General features: G+C 44.9%; 20 protein-coding genes and 1 pseudogene. 13 read left to right on the plus strand and 8 right to left on the minus strand.

The genetic code is table 11. The features are described from left to right. From R7E00_RS18060 to R7E00_RS18105, 10 genes and pseudogenes are all read left to right on the plus strand, one after another. Nucleotides 1-70: pseudogene (locus tag R7E00_RS18060) on the plus strand (glyceraldehyde-3-phosphate dehydrogenase); the annotation flags it as partial. Nucleotides 71-226: 156 nt separating this feature from the next. Beyond that, nucleotides 227-1,111 (plus strand): D-hexose-6-phosphate mutarotase, encoded by an 885-nt coding sequence (locus tag R7E00_RS18065; RefSeq protein ID WP_262606212.1) that lies wholly within the window; start codon nt 227-229, stop codon nt 1,109-1,111. A 197-nt stretch (nt 1,112-1,308) separates the two neighbouring features. After that, entirely contained in the window at nt 1,309-3,345 is a 2,037-nt protein-coding gene (locus tag R7E00_RS18070; RefSeq protein ID WP_033907353.1) for a methyl-accepting chemotaxis protein, read from the plus strand. 96 nt (nt 3,346-3,441) lie between these two features. Further along, a complete protein-coding gene (gene rlmA / locus R7E00_RS18075; RefSeq protein WP_062730495.1) occupies nt 3,442-4,269 on the plus strand; it encodes a 23S rRNA (guanine(745)-N(1))-methyltransferase in 828 nt (275 codons plus the stop codon). A 97-nt stretch (nt 4,270-4,366) separates the two neighbouring features. Beyond that, nucleotides 4,367-5,314: a ChaN family lipoprotein gene (locus R7E00_RS18080; protein ID WP_053349599.1), complete on the plus strand. Its 948-nt coding sequence runs from the start codon at nt 4,367-4,369 to the stop codon at nt 5,312-5,314. Between the two features lie 251 nt (nt 5,315-5,565). Then, the gene (locus tag R7E00_RS18085; RefSeq protein ID WP_053349598.1) at nt 5,566-5,925 is read left to right on the plus strand and encodes a hypothetical protein; all 360 of its coding nucleotides are present in this window, start codon (nt 5,566-5,568) and stop codon (nt 5,923-5,925) included. Between the two features lie 398 nt (nt 5,926-6,323). Further along, a complete protein-coding gene (locus R7E00_RS18090; protein ID WP_005380687.1) occupies nt 6,324-7,901 on the plus strand; it encodes an alkaline phosphatase in 1,578 nt (525 codons plus the stop codon). A gap of 136 nt (nt 7,902-8,037) precedes the next feature. Continuing rightward, nucleotides 8,038-8,337 (plus strand): ribbon-helix-helix domain-containing protein, encoded by a 300-nt coding sequence (locus R7E00_RS18095; RefSeq protein WP_005384938.1) that lies wholly within the window; start codon nt 8,038-8,040, stop codon nt 8,335-8,337. 140 nt (nt 8,338-8,477) lie between these two features. Further along, entirely contained in the window at nt 8,478-8,873 is a 396-nt protein-coding gene (locus tag R7E00_RS18100; protein ID WP_005380685.1) for a VOC family protein, read from the plus strand. 17 nt (nt 8,874-8,890) lie between these two features. Next, a complete protein-coding gene (locus R7E00_RS18105) occupies nt 8,891-9,175 on the plus strand; it encodes a putative quinol monooxygenase (protein WP_005384942.1) in 285 nt (94 codons plus the stop codon). 69 nt (nt 9,176-9,244) lie between these two features. Here R7E00_RS18105 and R7E00_RS18110 read toward each other — a convergent pair whose 3' ends face one another. Together R7E00_RS18110 and R7E00_RS18115 are read right to left on the minus strand one after the other, a co-directional pair. Next, nucleotides 9,245-10,924, minus strand: a complete 1,680-nt coding sequence (locus tag R7E00_RS18110; protein ID WP_005380681.1) for a mechanosensitive ion channel family protein — start codon at nt 10,922-10,924, stop codon at nt 9,245-9,247. Nucleotides 10,925-11,115: 191 nt separating this feature from the next. Continuing rightward, nucleotides 11,116-11,556 (minus strand): YcgN family cysteine cluster protein, encoded by a 441-nt coding sequence (locus tag R7E00_RS18115; protein WP_005384948.1) that lies wholly within the window; start codon nt 11,554-11,556, stop codon nt 11,116-11,118. A 188-nt stretch (nt 11,557-11,744) separates the two neighbouring features. Here R7E00_RS18115 and R7E00_RS18120 point away from each other — a divergent pair, with 188 nt between their 5' ends. The 3 genes from R7E00_RS18120 (at nt 11,745) to aqpZ (ending at nt 13,307) form a co-directional block, all read left to right on the plus strand. Further along, on the plus strand, nt 11,745-11,993 hold the full coding sequence (locus tag R7E00_RS18120; protein ID WP_005380625.1) for a GlsB/YeaQ/YmgE family stress response membrane protein: 249 nt from the start codon (nt 11,745-11,747) through the stop codon (nt 11,991-11,993). Between the two features lie 137 nt (nt 11,994-12,130). Further along, a complete protein-coding gene (locus R7E00_RS18125; RefSeq protein WP_017820793.1) occupies nt 12,131-12,379 on the plus strand; it encodes a YkgJ family cysteine cluster protein in 249 nt (82 codons plus the stop codon). A 229-nt stretch (nt 12,380-12,608) separates the two neighbouring features. Then, nucleotides 12,609-13,307: an aquaporin Z gene (gene aqpZ, locus R7E00_RS18130; RefSeq protein ID WP_053349564.1), complete on the plus strand. Its 699-nt coding sequence runs from the start codon at nt 12,609-12,611 to the stop codon at nt 13,305-13,307. A gap of 51 nt (nt 13,308-13,358) precedes the next feature. Here aqpZ and recR read toward each other — a convergent pair whose 3' ends face one another. From recR to R7E00_RS18160, 6 genes are all read right to left on the minus strand, one after another. Beyond that, on the minus strand, nt 13,359-13,958 hold the full coding sequence (recR, locus tag R7E00_RS18135; RefSeq protein WP_005380619.1) for a recombination mediator RecR: 600 nt from the start codon (nt 13,956-13,958) through the stop codon (nt 13,359-13,361). Nucleotides 13,959-13,988: 30 nt separating this feature from the next. Then, nucleotides 13,989-14,318, minus strand: coding sequence for a YbaB/EbfC family nucleoid-associated protein (locus tag R7E00_RS18140; protein WP_005380618.1), 330 nt, complete (start codon nt 14,316-14,318; stop codon nt 13,989-13,991). Between the two features lie 82 nt (nt 14,319-14,400). Beyond that, nucleotides 14,401-16,506, minus strand: a complete 2,106-nt coding sequence (gene dnaX / locus R7E00_RS18145) for a DNA polymerase III subunit gamma/tau (protein ID WP_262606211.1) — start codon at nt 16,504-16,506, stop codon at nt 14,401-14,403. A gap of 8 nt (nt 16,507-16,514) precedes the next feature. Next, nucleotides 16,515-17,060 carry an adenine phosphoribosyltransferase gene (gene apt / locus R7E00_RS18150; protein WP_005380615.1) on the minus strand — a complete coding sequence of 182 codons (546 nt, stop codon included), beginning with the start codon at nt 17,058-17,060 and terminating at the stop codon, nt 16,515-16,517. 162 nt (nt 17,061-17,222) lie between these two features. Next, on the minus strand, nt 17,223-17,609 hold the full coding sequence (locus tag R7E00_RS18155) for a YbaN family protein (protein ID WP_080276930.1): 387 nt from the start codon (nt 17,607-17,609) through the stop codon (nt 17,223-17,225). Nucleotides 17,610-17,642: 33 nt separating this feature from the next. Next, on the minus strand, nt 17,643-17,774 hold the full coding sequence (locus R7E00_RS18160; RefSeq protein WP_005380608.1) for a hypothetical protein: 132 nt from the start codon (nt 17,772-17,774) through the stop codon (nt 17,643-17,645). Between the last annotated feature and the right edge of the window lie 124 nt (nt 17,775-17,898).

Raw genomic sequence — 17,898 nt, forward strand, 5'->3', positions numbered from 1 at the left:
ATCTTGGTACGACAACGAAATCGGTTACTCAAACAAAGTTCTAGACCTAATCGCTCACATCTCTAAGTAATTAGAAAGTTAGCAATTAGCGAATAACTTCGTTAAAGAAAAGGCGGCTCTAGAGTCGCCTTTTTTGTATCTGGAATTTGAGAGAATGCAGGCGCGATGTTGCATTTAATGTGCGAAGCGCGTCTAAAAGCTCTCCCCCAGCGATAGGAAACTACACATGGATTTAAAAACTCTCCCAGCCCTAACGGTGCTATCTGATAACGTCACTATCGTTGAAGTTGATCAGATAAAAATCGTCCGCGTGATTCATGACAAAGCAACGGCAGGCATCTCGCTACACGGTGGTCATGTCGTGTCGTTCACGCCTGAAGGTCAAGAAGATCTGATCTGGATGAGCGAAAAAGCTGTCTTCGATGGTAAAGCTGCTCTTCGCGGTGGTATTCCGGTTTGTTGGCCTTGGTTTGGGCGTATTGCTGCTCCAGCTCACGGCTTTGCCCGCACCGCAGAATGGGAGTTGGTTGAACATCGTGAGAACCATAACGGTGTGATTGTTGAACTTGCTCTGTTCCCGACAGAAGAAATCCACGATATTTGGCCCCATATGTTTGACGCTCGTTTGGTGATTGAAGTGGGCGATGAGCTAAAAGTGACGCTCAAAGTCATGAACATTGATGACGAGGCTTGGACCTTCTCTGGCGCATTACATACTTACATAAACGTTGGAGACATTAAGCAAGCACAAACGACAGGCATGGGTGCCGAGTACATTGATAGCTTGAAAGCTGATGCGGTATGCCAAGGTGGTAATGTTCTACAACTAACTGACACCATTGACCGCGTTTACACGCAACCAGAAGCGAAAATTTTGGTAAAAGACCCGGTATTGGATCGTACGCTAAGCGTACACAACCAAGGCCACAACTCAGCAGTATTATGGAACCCTTGGGCAGAAGGTGCGCAAAGCATGGGTGACATGGCTGACGATGGTTATCAAACCATGTTGTGTGTGGAGTCTACTGTTCATGCACCAAGTATTGAGCAAGGTCAAACCCTCCAACCAGGTGAGACACATGAACTTGTCACTGTCATTTCAGCGCAGTAAGAATCACCATATAAAGGCCGGGATACCCGGCTTTTTTTGTAATAAAAGCTCTGCTTAGATGGTCCTATCTTTACTAACTTATTGGTTACTGGTCACTTTTGACGGTTTCATTAATAAATATCAAAAAAATTGATCATATAAACCGATAGCATACCGATACAAAACTCATAAATAATAAAAATATCAGGAATTAGTCTATGTTAGAGAGATACCGAAATCAAAGTGTCGGATTCCAGTTGAAACTGGTGATCACTTTGTGTCTATTCATTGCTTTCAGCAGTATTGCAGCGCTTGTTTACCGCAACGCTTCCGATGTTCTATTGGAAAGCACACTGAAAGAACACCAATCTAAAGTAGAATCAATGGCAAAAACCATTGCTGGCCAATTCGATGCTTACCTGCACACCGCTAAAGTCCTCGAATCTACTTTTCGCAATGGCTACCTTGCCGGTGTCTATGTCGAAAATTACACGGTTGACTTCATGGGACATGAAGTACCAAACATCACTCAATACAGTGAAAGCTTAATTAATGACACCAAGTTGGTCGACAGTTTCACACGTGATACCGGCGCTATAGCAACGCTATTCGCACCATTGGGTGACGACTTTATTCGGGTGTCCACCTCCCTAAAAGATCCACAAGGTCAGCGAGCGGTCGGAACCACGCTAGGCATCAACCATCCTGGTTATCAGCAACTTAAAGCAGGACAACCGTATTACGCTCAAATTAAATTGTATGGCGAGCGCTACATTACCTACTATGCCCCAATCAAAGATGCGACAGGAAAGGTAGCAGGCCTATCGTTTATTGGCTTACCAGTAGACCAAGCGACACAAACCTTATTCGATGCACTCGAAGAGATAAAATGGGGCGACACTGGTTACACCATTATCGTTGATAACGACGAAAACAATCTTGGTAAATACCTACTTCATCCAGCAAAAAGCGGCTCAGATTCGTCAATACTAGAAGTCGCCGACTACAATGGTCACAAGCCTTTTGGCCAGATTTTCGAACAATCTAGTGGATTAATTCGCTACCCTTTTGAGTACCAAGGTAACGTAGGCGAAAAGTATCTTGTCTACACAGAGGTTCCAGGTTGGAACTGGAAACTGCTAGGCGGTACGTTTATCAAAGAAGTTACAAAAGGTAGCGACACGCTTCTCACACTCATTGCCATCATTTCTTCGGTAGCGGCAATCATTACTTTTGTTGTACTGACACTTTTCTTGAATCACAGCTTACAACCTCTCACGACTCTAAACTCATACATGACTCGCTTAGCCGGCGGCGAAGTCAGCTTGAGCATCCCAGCGTCTCGTAAAGCATCAAAGAATGAAATTACGAACCTGAGCTCGGGTGTCGCCAGTATGGCAAGTCAGCTCAATGAACTTGTCGGTAAGATCCGTTCAACAAGCGACTTAGTGGAGAGCAACTCCACCAGCGTTGCCAACGATGCACATAGCAATTTGACCCAAGCCGACCGACAACAACAAGAAGTCGAGCAAGTTGTGACAGCGATTGAAGAAATGGCCTCTTCCGCTCAATCTGTCGCACAACAAGTCGAAAGCATTGCGGAAAACGTACGCTCAGCAAATACCGATAGCCAGTCTGGTCTCGCGATTGTTGAAGGCGTATGTATCGACGTTGCTCAACTTAACGATCAATTGGATCAATCAGCAACGGCTATCGAGCAAGTAAATCGCGATAGCGAGAGTATTCAAACCGTCACTAAAATGATTGATGAAATTGCTGAGCAAACCAATTTACTTGCCTTGAATGCCGCCATTGAAGCAGCACGAGCAGGTGAACAAGGTCGTGGCTTCGCAGTTGTAGCAGATGAAGTGCGCACACTTGCGCACCGAACCCAAAGCTCAGTTCAGGATGTCGTGGAAATTATCGAGAAACTAAAAGGGTCGACTCATAATGCAGTTAATATGATGACAGACAGCCAACGCAGTGCAAACCAGGTCTTGGACAAAGCACAAGACGCGGGCACAGCATTAGAAGCCATCGCAGTACAAGTGCAGTCGATAGCCTCTCAAGCCGACGCCATTGCAGCGACTTCAGAAGAACAAGCTCAAGTTTCACAAGAAATTGCAGCAAATGCCCATTCTATCAGTGAACTTAACCGAGAAAGCCGCAACACGAGCGCAAAAACCTCGCAAAGTGCCATTGAACTTCAACAACAAGCACGAAACTTGAAAGAGCAAGTCGACTTCTTCCACTAATACTTAATAAGAGCCGACCCAGTCGGCTCTTTTTGTTTCACTTGATACCACGCTTTTTGATAGAATTTGCCGCCCTACTTTCTGTTCGAGATCGTCATGAACTATCAATGCCCTCTATGCCACCAAGCTCTAGCGTTAAATGAAAAAACGTTTAAGTGCGAAAACAATCATCAGTTTGACTTAGCAAAAGAAGGCTACGTTAACTTGATGCCAGCGCACCACAAACGTTCTAAAGATCCTGGTGACAACAAAGAGATGATGCAAGCTCGTCGTCGATTCCTCGAAGGAGATTACTACAACCCAATGCGCCAAGAAGTGGCGCAGCTGTGTGCAACATACACTGAGGGGAGCACCCATCAATTATTAGATATTGGTTGTGGTGAAGGTTACTACACAGATCAAGTACAAAAGACGATAGAAACACAAGCGAACCATGCCACGATTTATGGCTTAGACATTTCCAAAGTTGCCATTCGTTACGCGGCGAAGCGTTACACGCACTGCAACTTTAGTGTGGCTTCTAGTCACCGACTTCCCTTCGCAAATGAATCCTTAGATGCCATTTTGCGCATTTATGCCCCGTGTAAAGCTGAGGAGCTGCAGCGCGTTGTAAAAAACGACGGCGTTGTTGTCACGGTTACTCCTGCTAGTCGCCACTTATACCAACTGCGTGAGCGGATTTATCAAGAAGTTCGTCTTCACAATGAAGAACCAGAACATATTGAAGGGTTTGAATTAGAGCACCAGCAGCATCTTAACTATGTTATGGACTTGAAAAACGGAGCCGCAGTCGATTTATTGCAAATGACGCCATTCGCATGGAAAGCAACCGATGCTCTTCGTGAAGAGTTGAAATCCGCTACACTTTTCCAATGTGAGGCTGATTTTATGTTGCGTGTATATCGCAAAAAAACACTCAATTAATACGTCAAAAAAACAACAAACGCAAATAGTTATCATTTATATTGATTCATTGCTCAGCCTCCATTAATATCATCCGGACATTTTTGGAGGCTTTTCAATGCGCTTTTCTACTTTGAGCTTGCTCTTTGCAGGCTTACTTACTGGTTGCTCTTCATATACGCACACCAACTCTCACGCAACCTCAGCGGAAGTCACTAGTTTTTACGACTACCAACTATACACCCCTTCTGGCGAGCACATCGCTCTAAGCAAACTGCCAATTGAGCTGCAACAAGCAGATGTCATTCTTATTGGTGAATGGCACACACACGCCGGCATTCATCGCTTTCAAACCGATATGCTCAAACAACTTACGTCCTACGACCGCTCACTCGCGTTATCTATGGAACAATTTACCCGCGACAAACAACCTGTTGTTGACGCTTACCTACGTGGGGAGATCGGCGAACAGTACTTAATGAAACAAGCCAACGCTTGGCCCAATTATGAAAGCGACTATCGCCCTCTCGTGGAGTTTGCTAAGCAGAAAAATCTCCCGGTCATTGCAGCAAATGCACCAAAGAGCATTGTCCGATGCATTGGTCGACAAGGGCTAGATTACATTAACAAGCTCGATGATGATCAGCGGATGTTCATTGCACAAGCCATCAACACTGGTAGTAGTCCGTACAAAGAAAAGTTCATGGCATCCATGCATCACGGTAAGCCAGAGCAGACGGAAAAACAGTTTGCAGCTCAAGTTACTTGGGATGAAACTATGGCGGAATCTATCGTTAGCTATCTAGACGACAACCCAGGCGCTCAGATTGTCCATGTTGCGGGCAAGTTTCACACCGAGCAAGGGTTGGGTACGGCAGCATCAATCTTAAGCCGCAACCCGAGCTTAAAAGTGGTTGTAATTAGCCCAACAGATAACGTGCTTTCTGATAATACAGACTATCAGTTAGAGGTTCTCGCACCACCAGTACGGTATGTACAAGATGCTCACCGCATGGCGGCATATCAACATCTAACTAAACGCAATAACGATCTTCAATGTAAGTAGCTGGTCTTCAATTTAAGTTACTACCTTGCCGTTGCGTTGCATCATCACACCGCTTCAAGTTCATAGAGTGACAAGGGTCTGCTTCCTGCTGGTCTATTTTTTGCTAATGATCACCAATAGAAACTAGAAGCGGCAAAAGCAGACCTGTTTTTATCCAAATAGCTTCAGAAATAAACTTTGCCGCCGATAAAAATATAACTGCTTTTTACCCGCACTCAGTGACCGAGTGTCGATGTTCCAAGGAGTATTCGATGAATCCAGTAGGAAGCACTTCTGTTAATAGCTATGCCAAACAACCTGTCGCCTCTAAACAAGCAAGTATTGCACAAGAAGAAACTAGTGCTTCGCCGCTGAAAGTCGAACACAATAAGGTGACGCTTTCGACCGAAGGCAAAGCGCTACTTGCCGCTCTGCAACAAATCGAGCACGACAGCAAAAAAATAGAAGCAGAAGATAAATCTGTTGGTGAAAAGGTCGAATCTTTCACACATGGTGCGCTTGGCATGGATCACCCCGATAAAATCGAGAAAGAAGAGGATGGCTCATATTCTGCGGGTCAATACCTTTCTGCGGCACTTACCGTTGGTGGCATCATACTGGCATTAGTCTGATAACCAGTCTGATAATCGTCACGACAACAAATCCTATTTGAACCAAACACTTACTGCAGCCCATAATTTAATAAGCCAAAGAACGATATGATGCAAACGTAAGTGAATTCGACCGCTCTTGTGGCCCGATAATATATGCTCGTTTATTGCTCCCTAAACTAGGTTTCTTGTGAAGGCACTGAATGGATAACTTTAGTCCATGCTTTCAACTCCTAAGCGTAATCCAAGCCCACGTTTGTGGGCTTTCTTCTTTCCAAACTAACGAACGTTAGAGAGCGACTCATTTTTTCTGCAAAACCAAACAAAAACGACAATTTGGTTAAACTTTTATTACCGACACAAAACTTTCATAAATCATTGCTTTAATGCCTGCGCTTTCAATAAACAAGGAAAATATAATGAAGCGCTTAGTATCTCCAATCGTTACGGCAGTGGCTGCATCTACCCTCTCTTTCAACGCACTCTCAGCTGAAATCAAAAACGTCATTTTGATGATCGGCGACGGCATGGGTCCTCAACAAGTTGGTTTACTCGAGACCTACGCAAAACACGCACCTAACTCGGTTTACAAAGGCGAAAGCACAGCGTTATACAAACTCGCTCAAGAAGGTGTGATTGGATCATCACTAACCAATCCAGAAGACGCAATTGTCGTCGACTCTGCGTGCTCAGCTACGATGCTAGCGACAGGAATCCCTACCGCTTCTGAAGTCATTGGCATTGATAGCCAAGGCAACCATGTCGAAACTATTTTGGAAAAAGCCAAAAGTAAAGGTAAAGCGACAGGGCTCGTCTCTGATACGCGTATGACCCACGCAACGCCAGCAGCATTTGCCGCTCATCAACCACATCGCTCCCTAGAAAACAATATTGCGGCGGATATGCTCGAAACAGGCGTAGACGTGATGATGTCTGGTGGACTTCGTCATTGGATTCCAAAGTCGACAAACGACAAGGGAGAGACATACGAGCAACTTGAAAAGCTCACTCAAGGTAATGTCTACCTAAAATCGAAACGCAAAGACGAACGCAACTTGCTTGCCGAAGCGCAAGACCAAGGCTATAGCTTAGCTTTCAGCCGCGATATGCTCACACAAGCTAAAGGTGACAAATTACTTGGACTTTTTGCTTACTCGGGCATGAACGATGGTATTGCCTACAGTCAAAGCAAAAACGATCCAAAACGCACGCAGCCATCGCTGAAAGAAATGACCACCAAAGCAATCGACATTCTTTCAAAAGACAAAGACGGTTTTTTCTTGATGGTTGAAGGCGGCCAAATTGACTGGGCTGGCCACAGTAACGATGCAGGTACGATGCTGCATGAAATGCTTAAATTCGATGAAGCGGTAAACTCAGTTTATGAGTGGGCAAAAGGCCGTGATGACACCCTGATCATTGTTACTGCTGACCACGAAACCGGCTCTTTTGGCTTTAGCTACTCATCAGCAAACTTGCCTAAACCACAAAAACGCGACGGCGAAGCATTCAAAAATCAGGATTACGCGCCAAACTTCAACTTTGGTCAGTTCGAGATCCTCGATGGTTTATACAACCAAAAGAAAAGTTACTACGGCATGATCAGTGAATTCCAAGCGCTTGATAAGAAAGAGCAAACTCCAGAGAAGTTTGCGGAAGTCGTGAACGCAAATAGCGATTTTTCGATTACGCCTGAGCAAGCAGAACGCGTATTAGCAAGTAAACCAAATCCATACCGACTCGCTGGACACAAATACTTAAGCGAAGAGAACGTACCGACAATCAATGACTTTGATGCTTTCTTTCCTTACAACGACCGTGGCAACTTGCTAGCGCGTGAGCATGCAACAAAGCAAAACACAGTATGGGGGACGGGTACTCATACGCATACTCCTGTCAACGTATTTGCTTGGGGACCTGCAGAAACTATCCTTCCGGTATCAAAAATCATGCACCACTCGCAACTAGGCGAGTACTTGAAGCAACAAATTAAATAATCAACTTGCACTTACTTCACAACTCGTGATGTTTCAACGCTCTCGCAAGGGAGCGTTTTTTTATGCATGAAAACAGTTGACGTTTTAAATCGTACACCACAATAATTATGGGTCTTTAATTATATGAATAAAGAAAATGTGCGAAATCTTTGCTAAGCAACCCCAAGACAACTATCAGTTCATCACCCGCTCTATCCGTATTGATGGTCACGCGACCAGTGTAAAACTTGAAGCGAGCTTTTGGACAATTCTTGAGGAAATCGCTAGTGCTCAAAACATGACGGTTCCTAAATTCATAAGCACTGTTTATCAAGAAGCACTCGAATACAATGGTGAAGTGAACAACTTTGCCTCCTTACTTCGATGCGCTTGCCTCACTTACGCCCGCCAACCTCAAGAGACCACTCGTCAAGCACTTGCGCAACTTAACAGTTAATAGCAACCAACCGAGCAATAACCATCCTAGGCTATGCATCCGTATTATAAACCCTTGAGCATCTTCTAATTTGTCGTACTAGAGTACTACCCAGACTCCTTTTGAAATCGCTAACCTGTGCGGACTATCAAGGAGTACCTATGACAAAAATGATTCACACCATGATCCGAGTAAGTGATCTGGACCGCTCTCTACAATTTTACTGTGACGTACTTGAACTAGAAGTCGCTGATCAATACATCTTTGATGGCTTTTCTCTAACCTATCTAGCCAACCAAGAAACTGGCTTTGAATTGGAACTGACGCACAATCACGACCAAAGTGAGCCCTACACTCACGGCTCAGGTTACGGCCACCTTGCCGTCAGCGTGGAGGACATTGAACAAGCCCACAAACGCATTAAATCTCTCGGCATTGAAACTGGTGACATCAAAGCCTTTGACCATCAACAAAAGCATTTAGCAACGTTCTTTTTTGTAACCGACCCTGATGGTTACAAAATTGAGTTCCTGCAACGCCAAGGGCGTTACCTATAACAAAAAGAGTAAACATTATGATTCACTTGACGGCTACCTTTCATGCACAACCGGGAAAAGAACAAGAGTTGAAAGAGGTACTTACCCGAGCGCTTGAACCTACTCGCAATGAAGAAGGTTGCGTTCGTTATCAATTGTTCCAAGATAAAGACAATACATGCCACTTCGTTTTTCAGGAGCAATTTAAAAACCAACAAGCATTTGAGCTTCATGGTAAAACAGAACACTTTGCTCTTTTGATTAGCCAGATCGACAACTTGTTAGAATGCGAGCCTAAACTGGTGTTCTTTAACGAACTGTAACTATAGCGCTAACCGAAGATCAAAAAAGGCACTCTATCTAGAGTGCCTTTCACTAGTTGGGACCTGTGATTAAGCGTCTTGCTTCTCCACCATATGCAAATGCACATCTTGTTGTGGGAAAGGAATCGAAATACCTTCTCGGTCGAAGCGTAGTTTCACCTCTTTTGTCACATCCCAGTATACATCCCAGTAATCATCCGTTTTTACCCAAGGACGCACAATAAAATCTACAGAAGACGTATTTAATGTATGAACTTTGATCATTGGCTCTGGAGTGCGAAGTACCGAAGGGTGAGAGGTAATGATATCAGACAATACTGACTCCGCTTTTAAGAGGTCATCCGCATAGCCAATGCCAAACACCATATCCACGCGGCGAATGCGTTCATGCGTGACGTTCTTAATAACATCTCCCCAGATTTTGCTGTTAGGCACAATAATAATTTGGTTATCAAACGTACGGATTGTGGTGTTCACCAAACTCATATGGCTTACCTTGCCATCTACACCGCCAGCATACACAAAATCACCAACATCAAATGGGCGATAAATAAGCAGCATCATACCCGCCGCGAAGTTGGATAACGTGTCTTGCAACGCGAAACCAATAATCACACCAGCAATACCGAAACCGGTTAGGATTGGCGCTAGGTTCAAGCCAAGCTGAGATAAGCCTACCATGATACCGATCACCCACACGAATTTGCCGGACATCGAGATAAAGAAGTCCTGCATCAAGTGGGAAAGTTTTAAGTTTTTCGATGCAACTGCCTTACGGACCACTTTGCGCGTTAACTTAGCCAGTCCACGAGCGATCAATAAAATCAGCGCAAAAACAAACAACTGGAAGATATGCTGCGGTGCATTCTCGGCAAACCAATCCAGTGCCGAGTTGGACCAGTGACTCAGTATTGACCACACAACTTTGGTATTCAGTAAATCATGGGTGATATTACCCGTCACTTCAAAAATTTGGCGTTTGTATTCAGACGTTTCTAAACCGACTTTATCACCAATTGAAATCAGGTTGCGTAAGCTTTCTGTTGCAATATTTAGCCTTTGTTTAGTAATGAGCTGACTAAGTTGCAACGACGCTTTTTCCGACTCTGGGCTAGACGAAAGTTGGGAGCCAATGATCTCACTTTGCTGACTCAAGTACTCAATTGAAGCAGACAGTAAGCGCATACGTTTATCAATTTTATCTTTTAGTTCCGCTTCTGCGCGCTCGTTTTGGGCCCCTAGCTCCTTCAACCAAGCGAGATTTTGCCAGCTCGAATCGAAGCTAACATCAAGATAACGCTGTAGCTCTCGATAATCATTAACAAGAGCAAGCTTCTCTTCATCCTTAGCCTTATTTAAATCCTCGACGACTTTCTTTATTTTTTCCGATAGATAGTTCGTCGCATCCTCAGAGTATTGTTCTTGTTTTTTAACTAGCAAGATCAGCTTGTCGCGAGAGATAGTTTCACGTTCAATCGCTGACGCTAACTGGCTTCTTAATTCTTCATTCTTTTGGAATAGTTGCAGTTGAAGGGCATCACGCTCGTCGCCACTCGCTTGCGAGAGGCTTTGGGATAAATCCACAATCTCTCGGTTCAAGTTGTCAATCGAGATTTCGGCAGCAGAAGGCTCTTGGATATCGTCAGTAGCAGTCGCATGAACAGCCATTGGGGAGAACATAATGACGGCAAGTGCGAATAATGTCACCCAAGATGTCAGGCGCAGTTTCTGGGGGAAATGAAACGTCATGTTTACCTCATAGGGAACAATCCTGATCAAAACAATCAGGAATAGAAGTGTAAAGCGTTGAAATCATACTCCTAAGTTTACAACACTAAATAATAAACTGAGCAGCATTTCGTTAGCGAGACGTCAAAGTTGGGAGCCCCAATAGCAAACAAGCCTTTCATTTAATCAATGAAAGGCTTGTTTGTATTCGACTAAGGACGGTTGGGATGATTTAAAATATGGTCTTCCCAATCCACCACATCAATCTCGTAAACAACTTTGTTACGGACACTTTCCCCTGCCGCATGCATTGCGGACTTAGAGCCTGTAATCAACGGATGCCATTCTGGTAAAGGCTGCTTTTCAGCCAACAGACGGTAAGCGCACGTGTGTGGCAGCCAAGTAAAATCGTCGATGTCTTCTCGGGTCAGCTTGGTGCACTCTTCACCCGAAGTGAAACGGTTTGGGTAATCCTTACATGAACACGTTTTACTGTTCAGCCAGCTACAAGCCACATTGGTATAGTAGATTTCATCGGTATCTTCATCCATCAGCTTATGCAAACAACATTTGCCACAACCATCACAGAGAGATTCCCATTCCTCTTCTGTCATCTGCTCTAACGATTTACTTTGCCAAAATGGAGTGCTCATACTTCAGGTCTCACCAAGGGAATTTAGGGGGCGATTTATACTCTTCTCAACGCAAAAGTTCAAGTTTTGAGAAGATCTTGCATCCTTCCCACATAACGGTGGAGATATTCAACTACTTTCGTTTTACTGTTCTATCCTTAAACAAGTTTCCATTACTCAATTGATCAAGAAGGCATTAAGGAGTTTTCATGGGTATTATTTCTTGGATTATTTTGGGCTTAATCGCCGGCGCACTTGCTAAATGGCTCATGCCAGGAAAAGATGGGGGCGGTTGGATTGCAACAATGTTACTTGGTATTGCAGGGGCATTTGTAGGTGGCTTCCTTGGCGGCATTCTCGGTTTCGGCGGAGCAACTGGCGTCAACATTGGTAGTATCATTACCGCAACACTAGGCGCATTTATTCTGTTGTTTGTTTATAACCGTTTCTTAAAATAATCACGATGATTTAAAAGCAAAAAACCAAAAAGGGAGCGTAATGTTAAGCGCGCCCTTTTATTTTTTTCTTTCTTCACTCTTCCAATCCACGTCAAAATGACCATAATTGCCCCCTTAATTTTTAAGAGGTTTACATTATGGATTGTCGATTAGGATGTGGAGCGTGCTGTATTGCGCCAAGTATCTCTTCACCAATACCTGGAATGCCCAAGGGCAAACCTGCAGGTGTTCGTTGTGTACAACTCAACGACGACAATTTGTGCAAGCTATTTGGTAAGCCTGAACGCCCAAAAGTCTGTCACGATTTTAAACCGTGTCCGATTGTATGCGGCAACACCAATCAAGAAGCACTCGACAACATCACTGAATTAGAACAATTGACGTAATGCGACTCTAGACCACACGTTTAAAGTTAGTACCTCGGTTGTTTCTCTCCGAGGCAGTAATCAAAGCAAACTCAAGATTTAGCACTCCCCCCCTCAGCCTTTTATCTCACCCTTGAGAACTCTTGCCACATAGCGTTCCATTTGCGGTTTTTGCGCGATCTCCCTCACAATTTATTGACAATTCTCGACTATGTTCAGCGGGTCATTTAATTAAAGATCAGGAAAGAACATGAATAAGTATTTGGCTGAGGCTTTTGGCACGTTCTGGCTAGTGTTAGGCGGCTGTGGTAGCGCGGTGTTGGCTGCGGGTTTCCCTGAAGTGGGTATTGGTCTGTTGGGCGTTTCTTTGGCATTCGGTTTAACCGTTCTGACGATGGCATTTGCTATCGGTCATATTTCAGGTTGTCACTTGAACCCTGCAGTGACAGTTGGCCTTTGGGCTGGCGGTCGTTTTGAGACAAAAGACGTTGCTCCCTACATCATCTCACAGGTGATCGGCGGGCTTATCGCAGGTGGCGTGCTTTACGTTATTGCATCTGGACAAGCAGGATTCGATGTTGTGGGTTCTGGCTTTGCCGCCAATGGTTATGGTGAACACTCTCCAGGCCAATACTCGATGATCGCTGCACTTGTGACTGAAGTTGTCATGACGATGATGTTCCTGATTGTCATTATGGGTGCAACAGACAAACGTGCGCCACAAGGCTTTGCACCTATCGCAATTGGCCTGTGTTTGACTCTCATTCACCTGATCAGCATTCCTGTCACCAATACGTCAGTAAACCCTGCTCGTAGCACGGCAGTCGCAGTATATGTGGGTGACTGGGCGGTTTCTCAGCTATGGCTGTTCTGGGTTGCGCCTATTGTGGGTGGCGTGCTTGGTGCGGTTATCTACAAAAACCTTCTTAGTGAAGAATCGAACGATTAATCGTTCCCAACTCCCAAGATCAAAAAAGCCGCTGAGTTCAGCGGCTTTTTATTAAATTCTGTGTCGACCTAATAGCGAATGTGACAACGTCGTGCCATCAACAAGCTCTAGCTCCCCACCGACAGGCACACCATGCGCGATGCGGCTGGCATCAACTTGGTGCTCTTTACATAGCTCTGCGATGTAATGGGCAGTGGCTTCACCTTCAACTGTTGGGTTTGTCGCCAAAATCACTTCGGTAATATCACCGCGACGTAAGCGGTAATCAAGGACATCCAATCCAATATCACTTGGACCAATACCATCTAATGGCGACAAATGCCCCATAAGAACAAAATACCGACCAGAATATTGGCCTGTTGCTTCAACGGCTGCGATGTCTGCCGGGCTTTCTACCACACAAATTTGACCATTTTCTTGGCGTTTTGGGTTGGTACAAATGTGACAGACTTCTTCTTCGGTGAAGGTTCGACACTCAGTACAATGACCTATTTCTGTCATTGCCTGACTAAGCGCATCTGCAAGCTGCAAACCGCCTTTTCTATCGCGCTGTAACAAATGAAAGGCCATACGCTGCGCTGACTTGGGGCCAACCCCAGGTAGACAACGTAAGGCCTCCATCAATTGTTCCAGCATATGACTGGTACGCATTAAAAGTCCGCTTAATTAAATATCAGCAGATTAGAATGGCATTTTCATACCTGGTGGTAGTTGCATACCGCCAGTTACAGAAGCCATTTTCTCTTTTTGAGTTTCTTCAACACGACGGGCTGCATCATTGAACGCCGCAGCGATCAGATCTTCAAGCATTTCTTTGTCGTCTTCCATCAAACTTTCATCGATGTCAACACGACGTACGCTGTGACTACCAGTGATAGTAACTTTAACTAGGCCAGCACCAGACTCGCCAGTTACTTCCATATTCGCGATTTCTTCTTGAAGCTTTTGCATGCGATCTTGCATTTGCTGGGCTTGCTTCATTAGGTTGCCCATACCGCCTTTACCAAACATGTTTATCTCTCTGGTTTAATGAGGTGTTGCATCAATTAATGGGGTTATACCTTTGGGTTTTCAACCCCATTCCATTCGATTATTAGATAGGGCGCACACTATCTTTATCAAGCTCTGCAGCAAAACGACGTTCAATAAATTGAACATTTGGATCGTTTTCTAAACTGTTCAGCGCTTGCTGTAATTTCTCTTGGTAGAGCCTATCTCTCAGTTCAAGTGGTGTTTCTCCACTCTCCCCTATTTCGATGCTCATGTGGCACTCTTCACCTAACACGGTATTAAGTGCTTTGAGCAATTCGGCTTGAGCTCTATCAGTATTCAAATGAGCTTGGCTGCTTCTCAATAGTAACGAAACGGTTGTTCCTTGCTTACTATAATGAGAGTTTAGCGCAAGTTGCTCTACCAGCTTAGGGATCTCCATTAAGCTGATGAGCTTCGCCCATTCATTATGTTCTAATGACTCATCGATGAGCTTTTGTGCCATTTCAGGCGTTTTCTCATGCTCAAGTGCCTGCTTGAGCTGCGTAGGTGTCAGTTTTGTATTTACTTTTGTCTCAACAGGCTTGCTTGGACGCCAGCGATACGCTTCCTCAACTTGTGGCTCCGTCGACTTCGGAGCTGAGTTTGGCGACACCTGCGCGGAATTGCCATGCAATTGCGCTACTCGGTCGATAACCGATTCTGGTTGTGCAGATGCCGCTTTAGGCTTTTTTGAGCCACCATTTTGAGGAGTGTTCTGTTGTAGGCCTTGACGCTGAGAACGTAATTGGTGACGTAAACCGCTTAGACCACCGCGCGCCGGTGTTGAAACGCTCTCTTGCACTTGTTGAGGTGGCGTTTCATGCTGCGGTGCAGGGTTTTCGCTCATCGGCGGCGCCATATCATACTGTGGCGGAACCCTCTCATATCCACTCGCGTGATATTCAGGTTGTGAATTGGATGAAGGTTGAGGCGCCACTTGTGGTGAGCTTTGTGCTGGACTCGGCTGCTGAGCTCGAGGAGCTGCTACTGTCTGAGCTGGTGCAGTCTTTGATTGACTGGCACTTTGAACTGGGGCTGAAGCTGATTCGCAGTTACTGGAAACAACATTTGCCCCACTGTTACTTGATGGGCGGAACGCCATCATACGCAGCACAATCATTTCCAGACCGACTCGCCCATTTGGCGAGAGGATCAAATCTTCACGACCTTTCAATGCAATTTGATAGTAAAGCTGAACGTCTTGCGGGCTTAGAGCTTTACTCAACAGCTCAATTTTCTCTGCATCTGGTTGTGCTCGGTCTAACGACGCGGGCAACGCTTGATACATCGCAATTCGGTGTAACTGTGTTGCGACTTGCTGCAACAAACCATCCCACTCAACACCATTTGCCGCTAATTGTTGGATTTTATCCATAGCTTGTTGAGGTTTCTTGCTGCTGATTGACTCTAGTAAGTGAATCGCTTGGTCGGTATCAATCGTCCCCAACATGTGGCTGACAATATCGGCTTGCACCGCACCGTTACCTAAAGCTATTGCTTGATCAGTCAAGCTGAGAGCATCACGCATACTGCCATCTGCAGCATGTGAGATCATACCCAACGCTTTTGGCTCTGCTGAAACTTGCTCTTGACCTAGGATGTAATCAAGTTGCTGGTGAATATCATCAACGCTGATTGGTTTCAGATGAAACTGAAGACAACGCGACAATATAGTGACAGGCAGCTTTTGTGGATCAGTTGTTGCGAGTAAGAACTTCACATACTCTGGCGGCTCTTCCAGGGTTTTCAACAACGCATTGAAAGAGTGACGCGATAGCATGTGCACCTCATCGATGAGGTACACTTTAAAACGTCCACGAGCAGGTTTGTATTGAACGTTGTCTAACAGTTCACGAGTGTCTTCAACTTTAGTACGTGATGCTGCGTCGATTTCAAGAAGATCGACAAAGCGACCTTCATCAATTTCACGACAAGTATCACACTTACCACAAGGTGTCGCGGTAATGCCGGTTTCGCAGTTCAAGCCTTTGGCAAACAGCCTACCGATACTCGTTTTACCCACACCACGAGTCCCGCTGAACAGATAAGCATGGTGTAAACGGTTTTGCGCCAGTGCGTTTTCCAACGCCGTCAGGACATGTTTTTGTCCGACAACTTGGTCAAACTGATTAGGACGCCATTTTCGCGCTAAAGCTAAATAACTCATTGAATGTATTAATGTCCTTCAAAATCGCAGATGCTGTACACGTTTAGACCTAGTGCTTCTAAACGTTTATCGCCACCGATTTCTGGTAGGTTGATAACGAACGCAGCGTGCTCAACTTCACCACCCAGTTGGCGAATCAGCTTAGTCGTCGCTTCAATAGTACCGCCCGTTGCCAATAAATCGTCGACAACCAGTACTTTGTCGCCTTCAACGATGGCATCTGTATGGATTTCTAGTGTATCAACGCCGTATTCAAGCTCATAAGATTGAGCAACAGTAGGGCGTGGTAGCTTGCCTGGTTTACGCACTGGTACAAAACCAACACCTAGCTCAAGCGCTAAAGGCGCGCCAAATAGAAAGCCACGGGCTTCCGTACCCACAACCTTGGTAAAGCCCATATCTTTGTAACGTTCAACAAGTAAGTTGATCGTCGCTTGGTATGCTTTCGCGTCTTCAAGAAGGCTCGTCACATCACGAAATAGAATGCCTGGCTTTGGGTAGTCTTGGATGCTTTTGATGCTAGATTTGATCAGTGAAATTGTTTCTGTAGTCATAATACCGATTTACTTAGATTGGCTCATCGCCCTCTCTAATCGCAGTATCACGAGGGCAACGAACAATAGGTTTTCACCACTATGTGCTTATTTTCGTAAAAGTCACAGGCGCTGAAAATACAAACGCCCACTCGAAGAGCGGGCACACTATTCTCTACAATCTTAGTGATTTTCTTCTCGGTCAGCAACCAACTCAATCACAGGCAGACGCATAAACCAGCTGAGTAAAACGATTAGCATCACTAAAAGACCAATTTTTACCCAAACGAGGGGGACAACAACGATTGAAACCATGAAACTAAGCGCAATAAAAATCGCACCACGCTTTTTTACTTTTGAAGTAACAGCCCGATGCTTATGCCAATTGTCGAGAATTGGTCCAAACGTTTTGTGGTTATGTAACCATTGATGAAATGCGGGGCTACCACGCATAAAACATGCGCTAGCAAGCAAAATAAAAGGTGTGGTGGGTAACAGTGGAAGGGCTATGCCGGCTATGCCGAGCACAATACAGAGTCCACCAACAGTATTGAAAAAGTAACGCTTAATACGAATGGTGAACTCCGGTACAAAATAGCTAGATTAAAAGCCTGCGTAACCATTCATTACACGAAGCCAGGTTAGCGTTGCAGGAAGTGTTGGGATCAAAAGAACTGCAATAAAACCTAAAAAGTAAAAAATATTATAAGGCTCTTTAAAATCTTTGTCTGCCATGATGTGTCTTCTCACTAGTTGACTTTGCTTCTCCCAAGGCACAGCGTTAAATTATCGTTGCACAAATGGGTCATTATTGTTTTAAGCGCTGACTATACATTAAACAGCCAAATCTAAACACCAG

It is taken from the genome of Vibrio sp. Vb1755 (genome assembly GCF_033338635.1).
GTDB lineage: Bacteria > Pseudomonadota > Gammaproteobacteria > Enterobacterales > Vibrionaceae > Vibrio > Vibrio alginolyticus.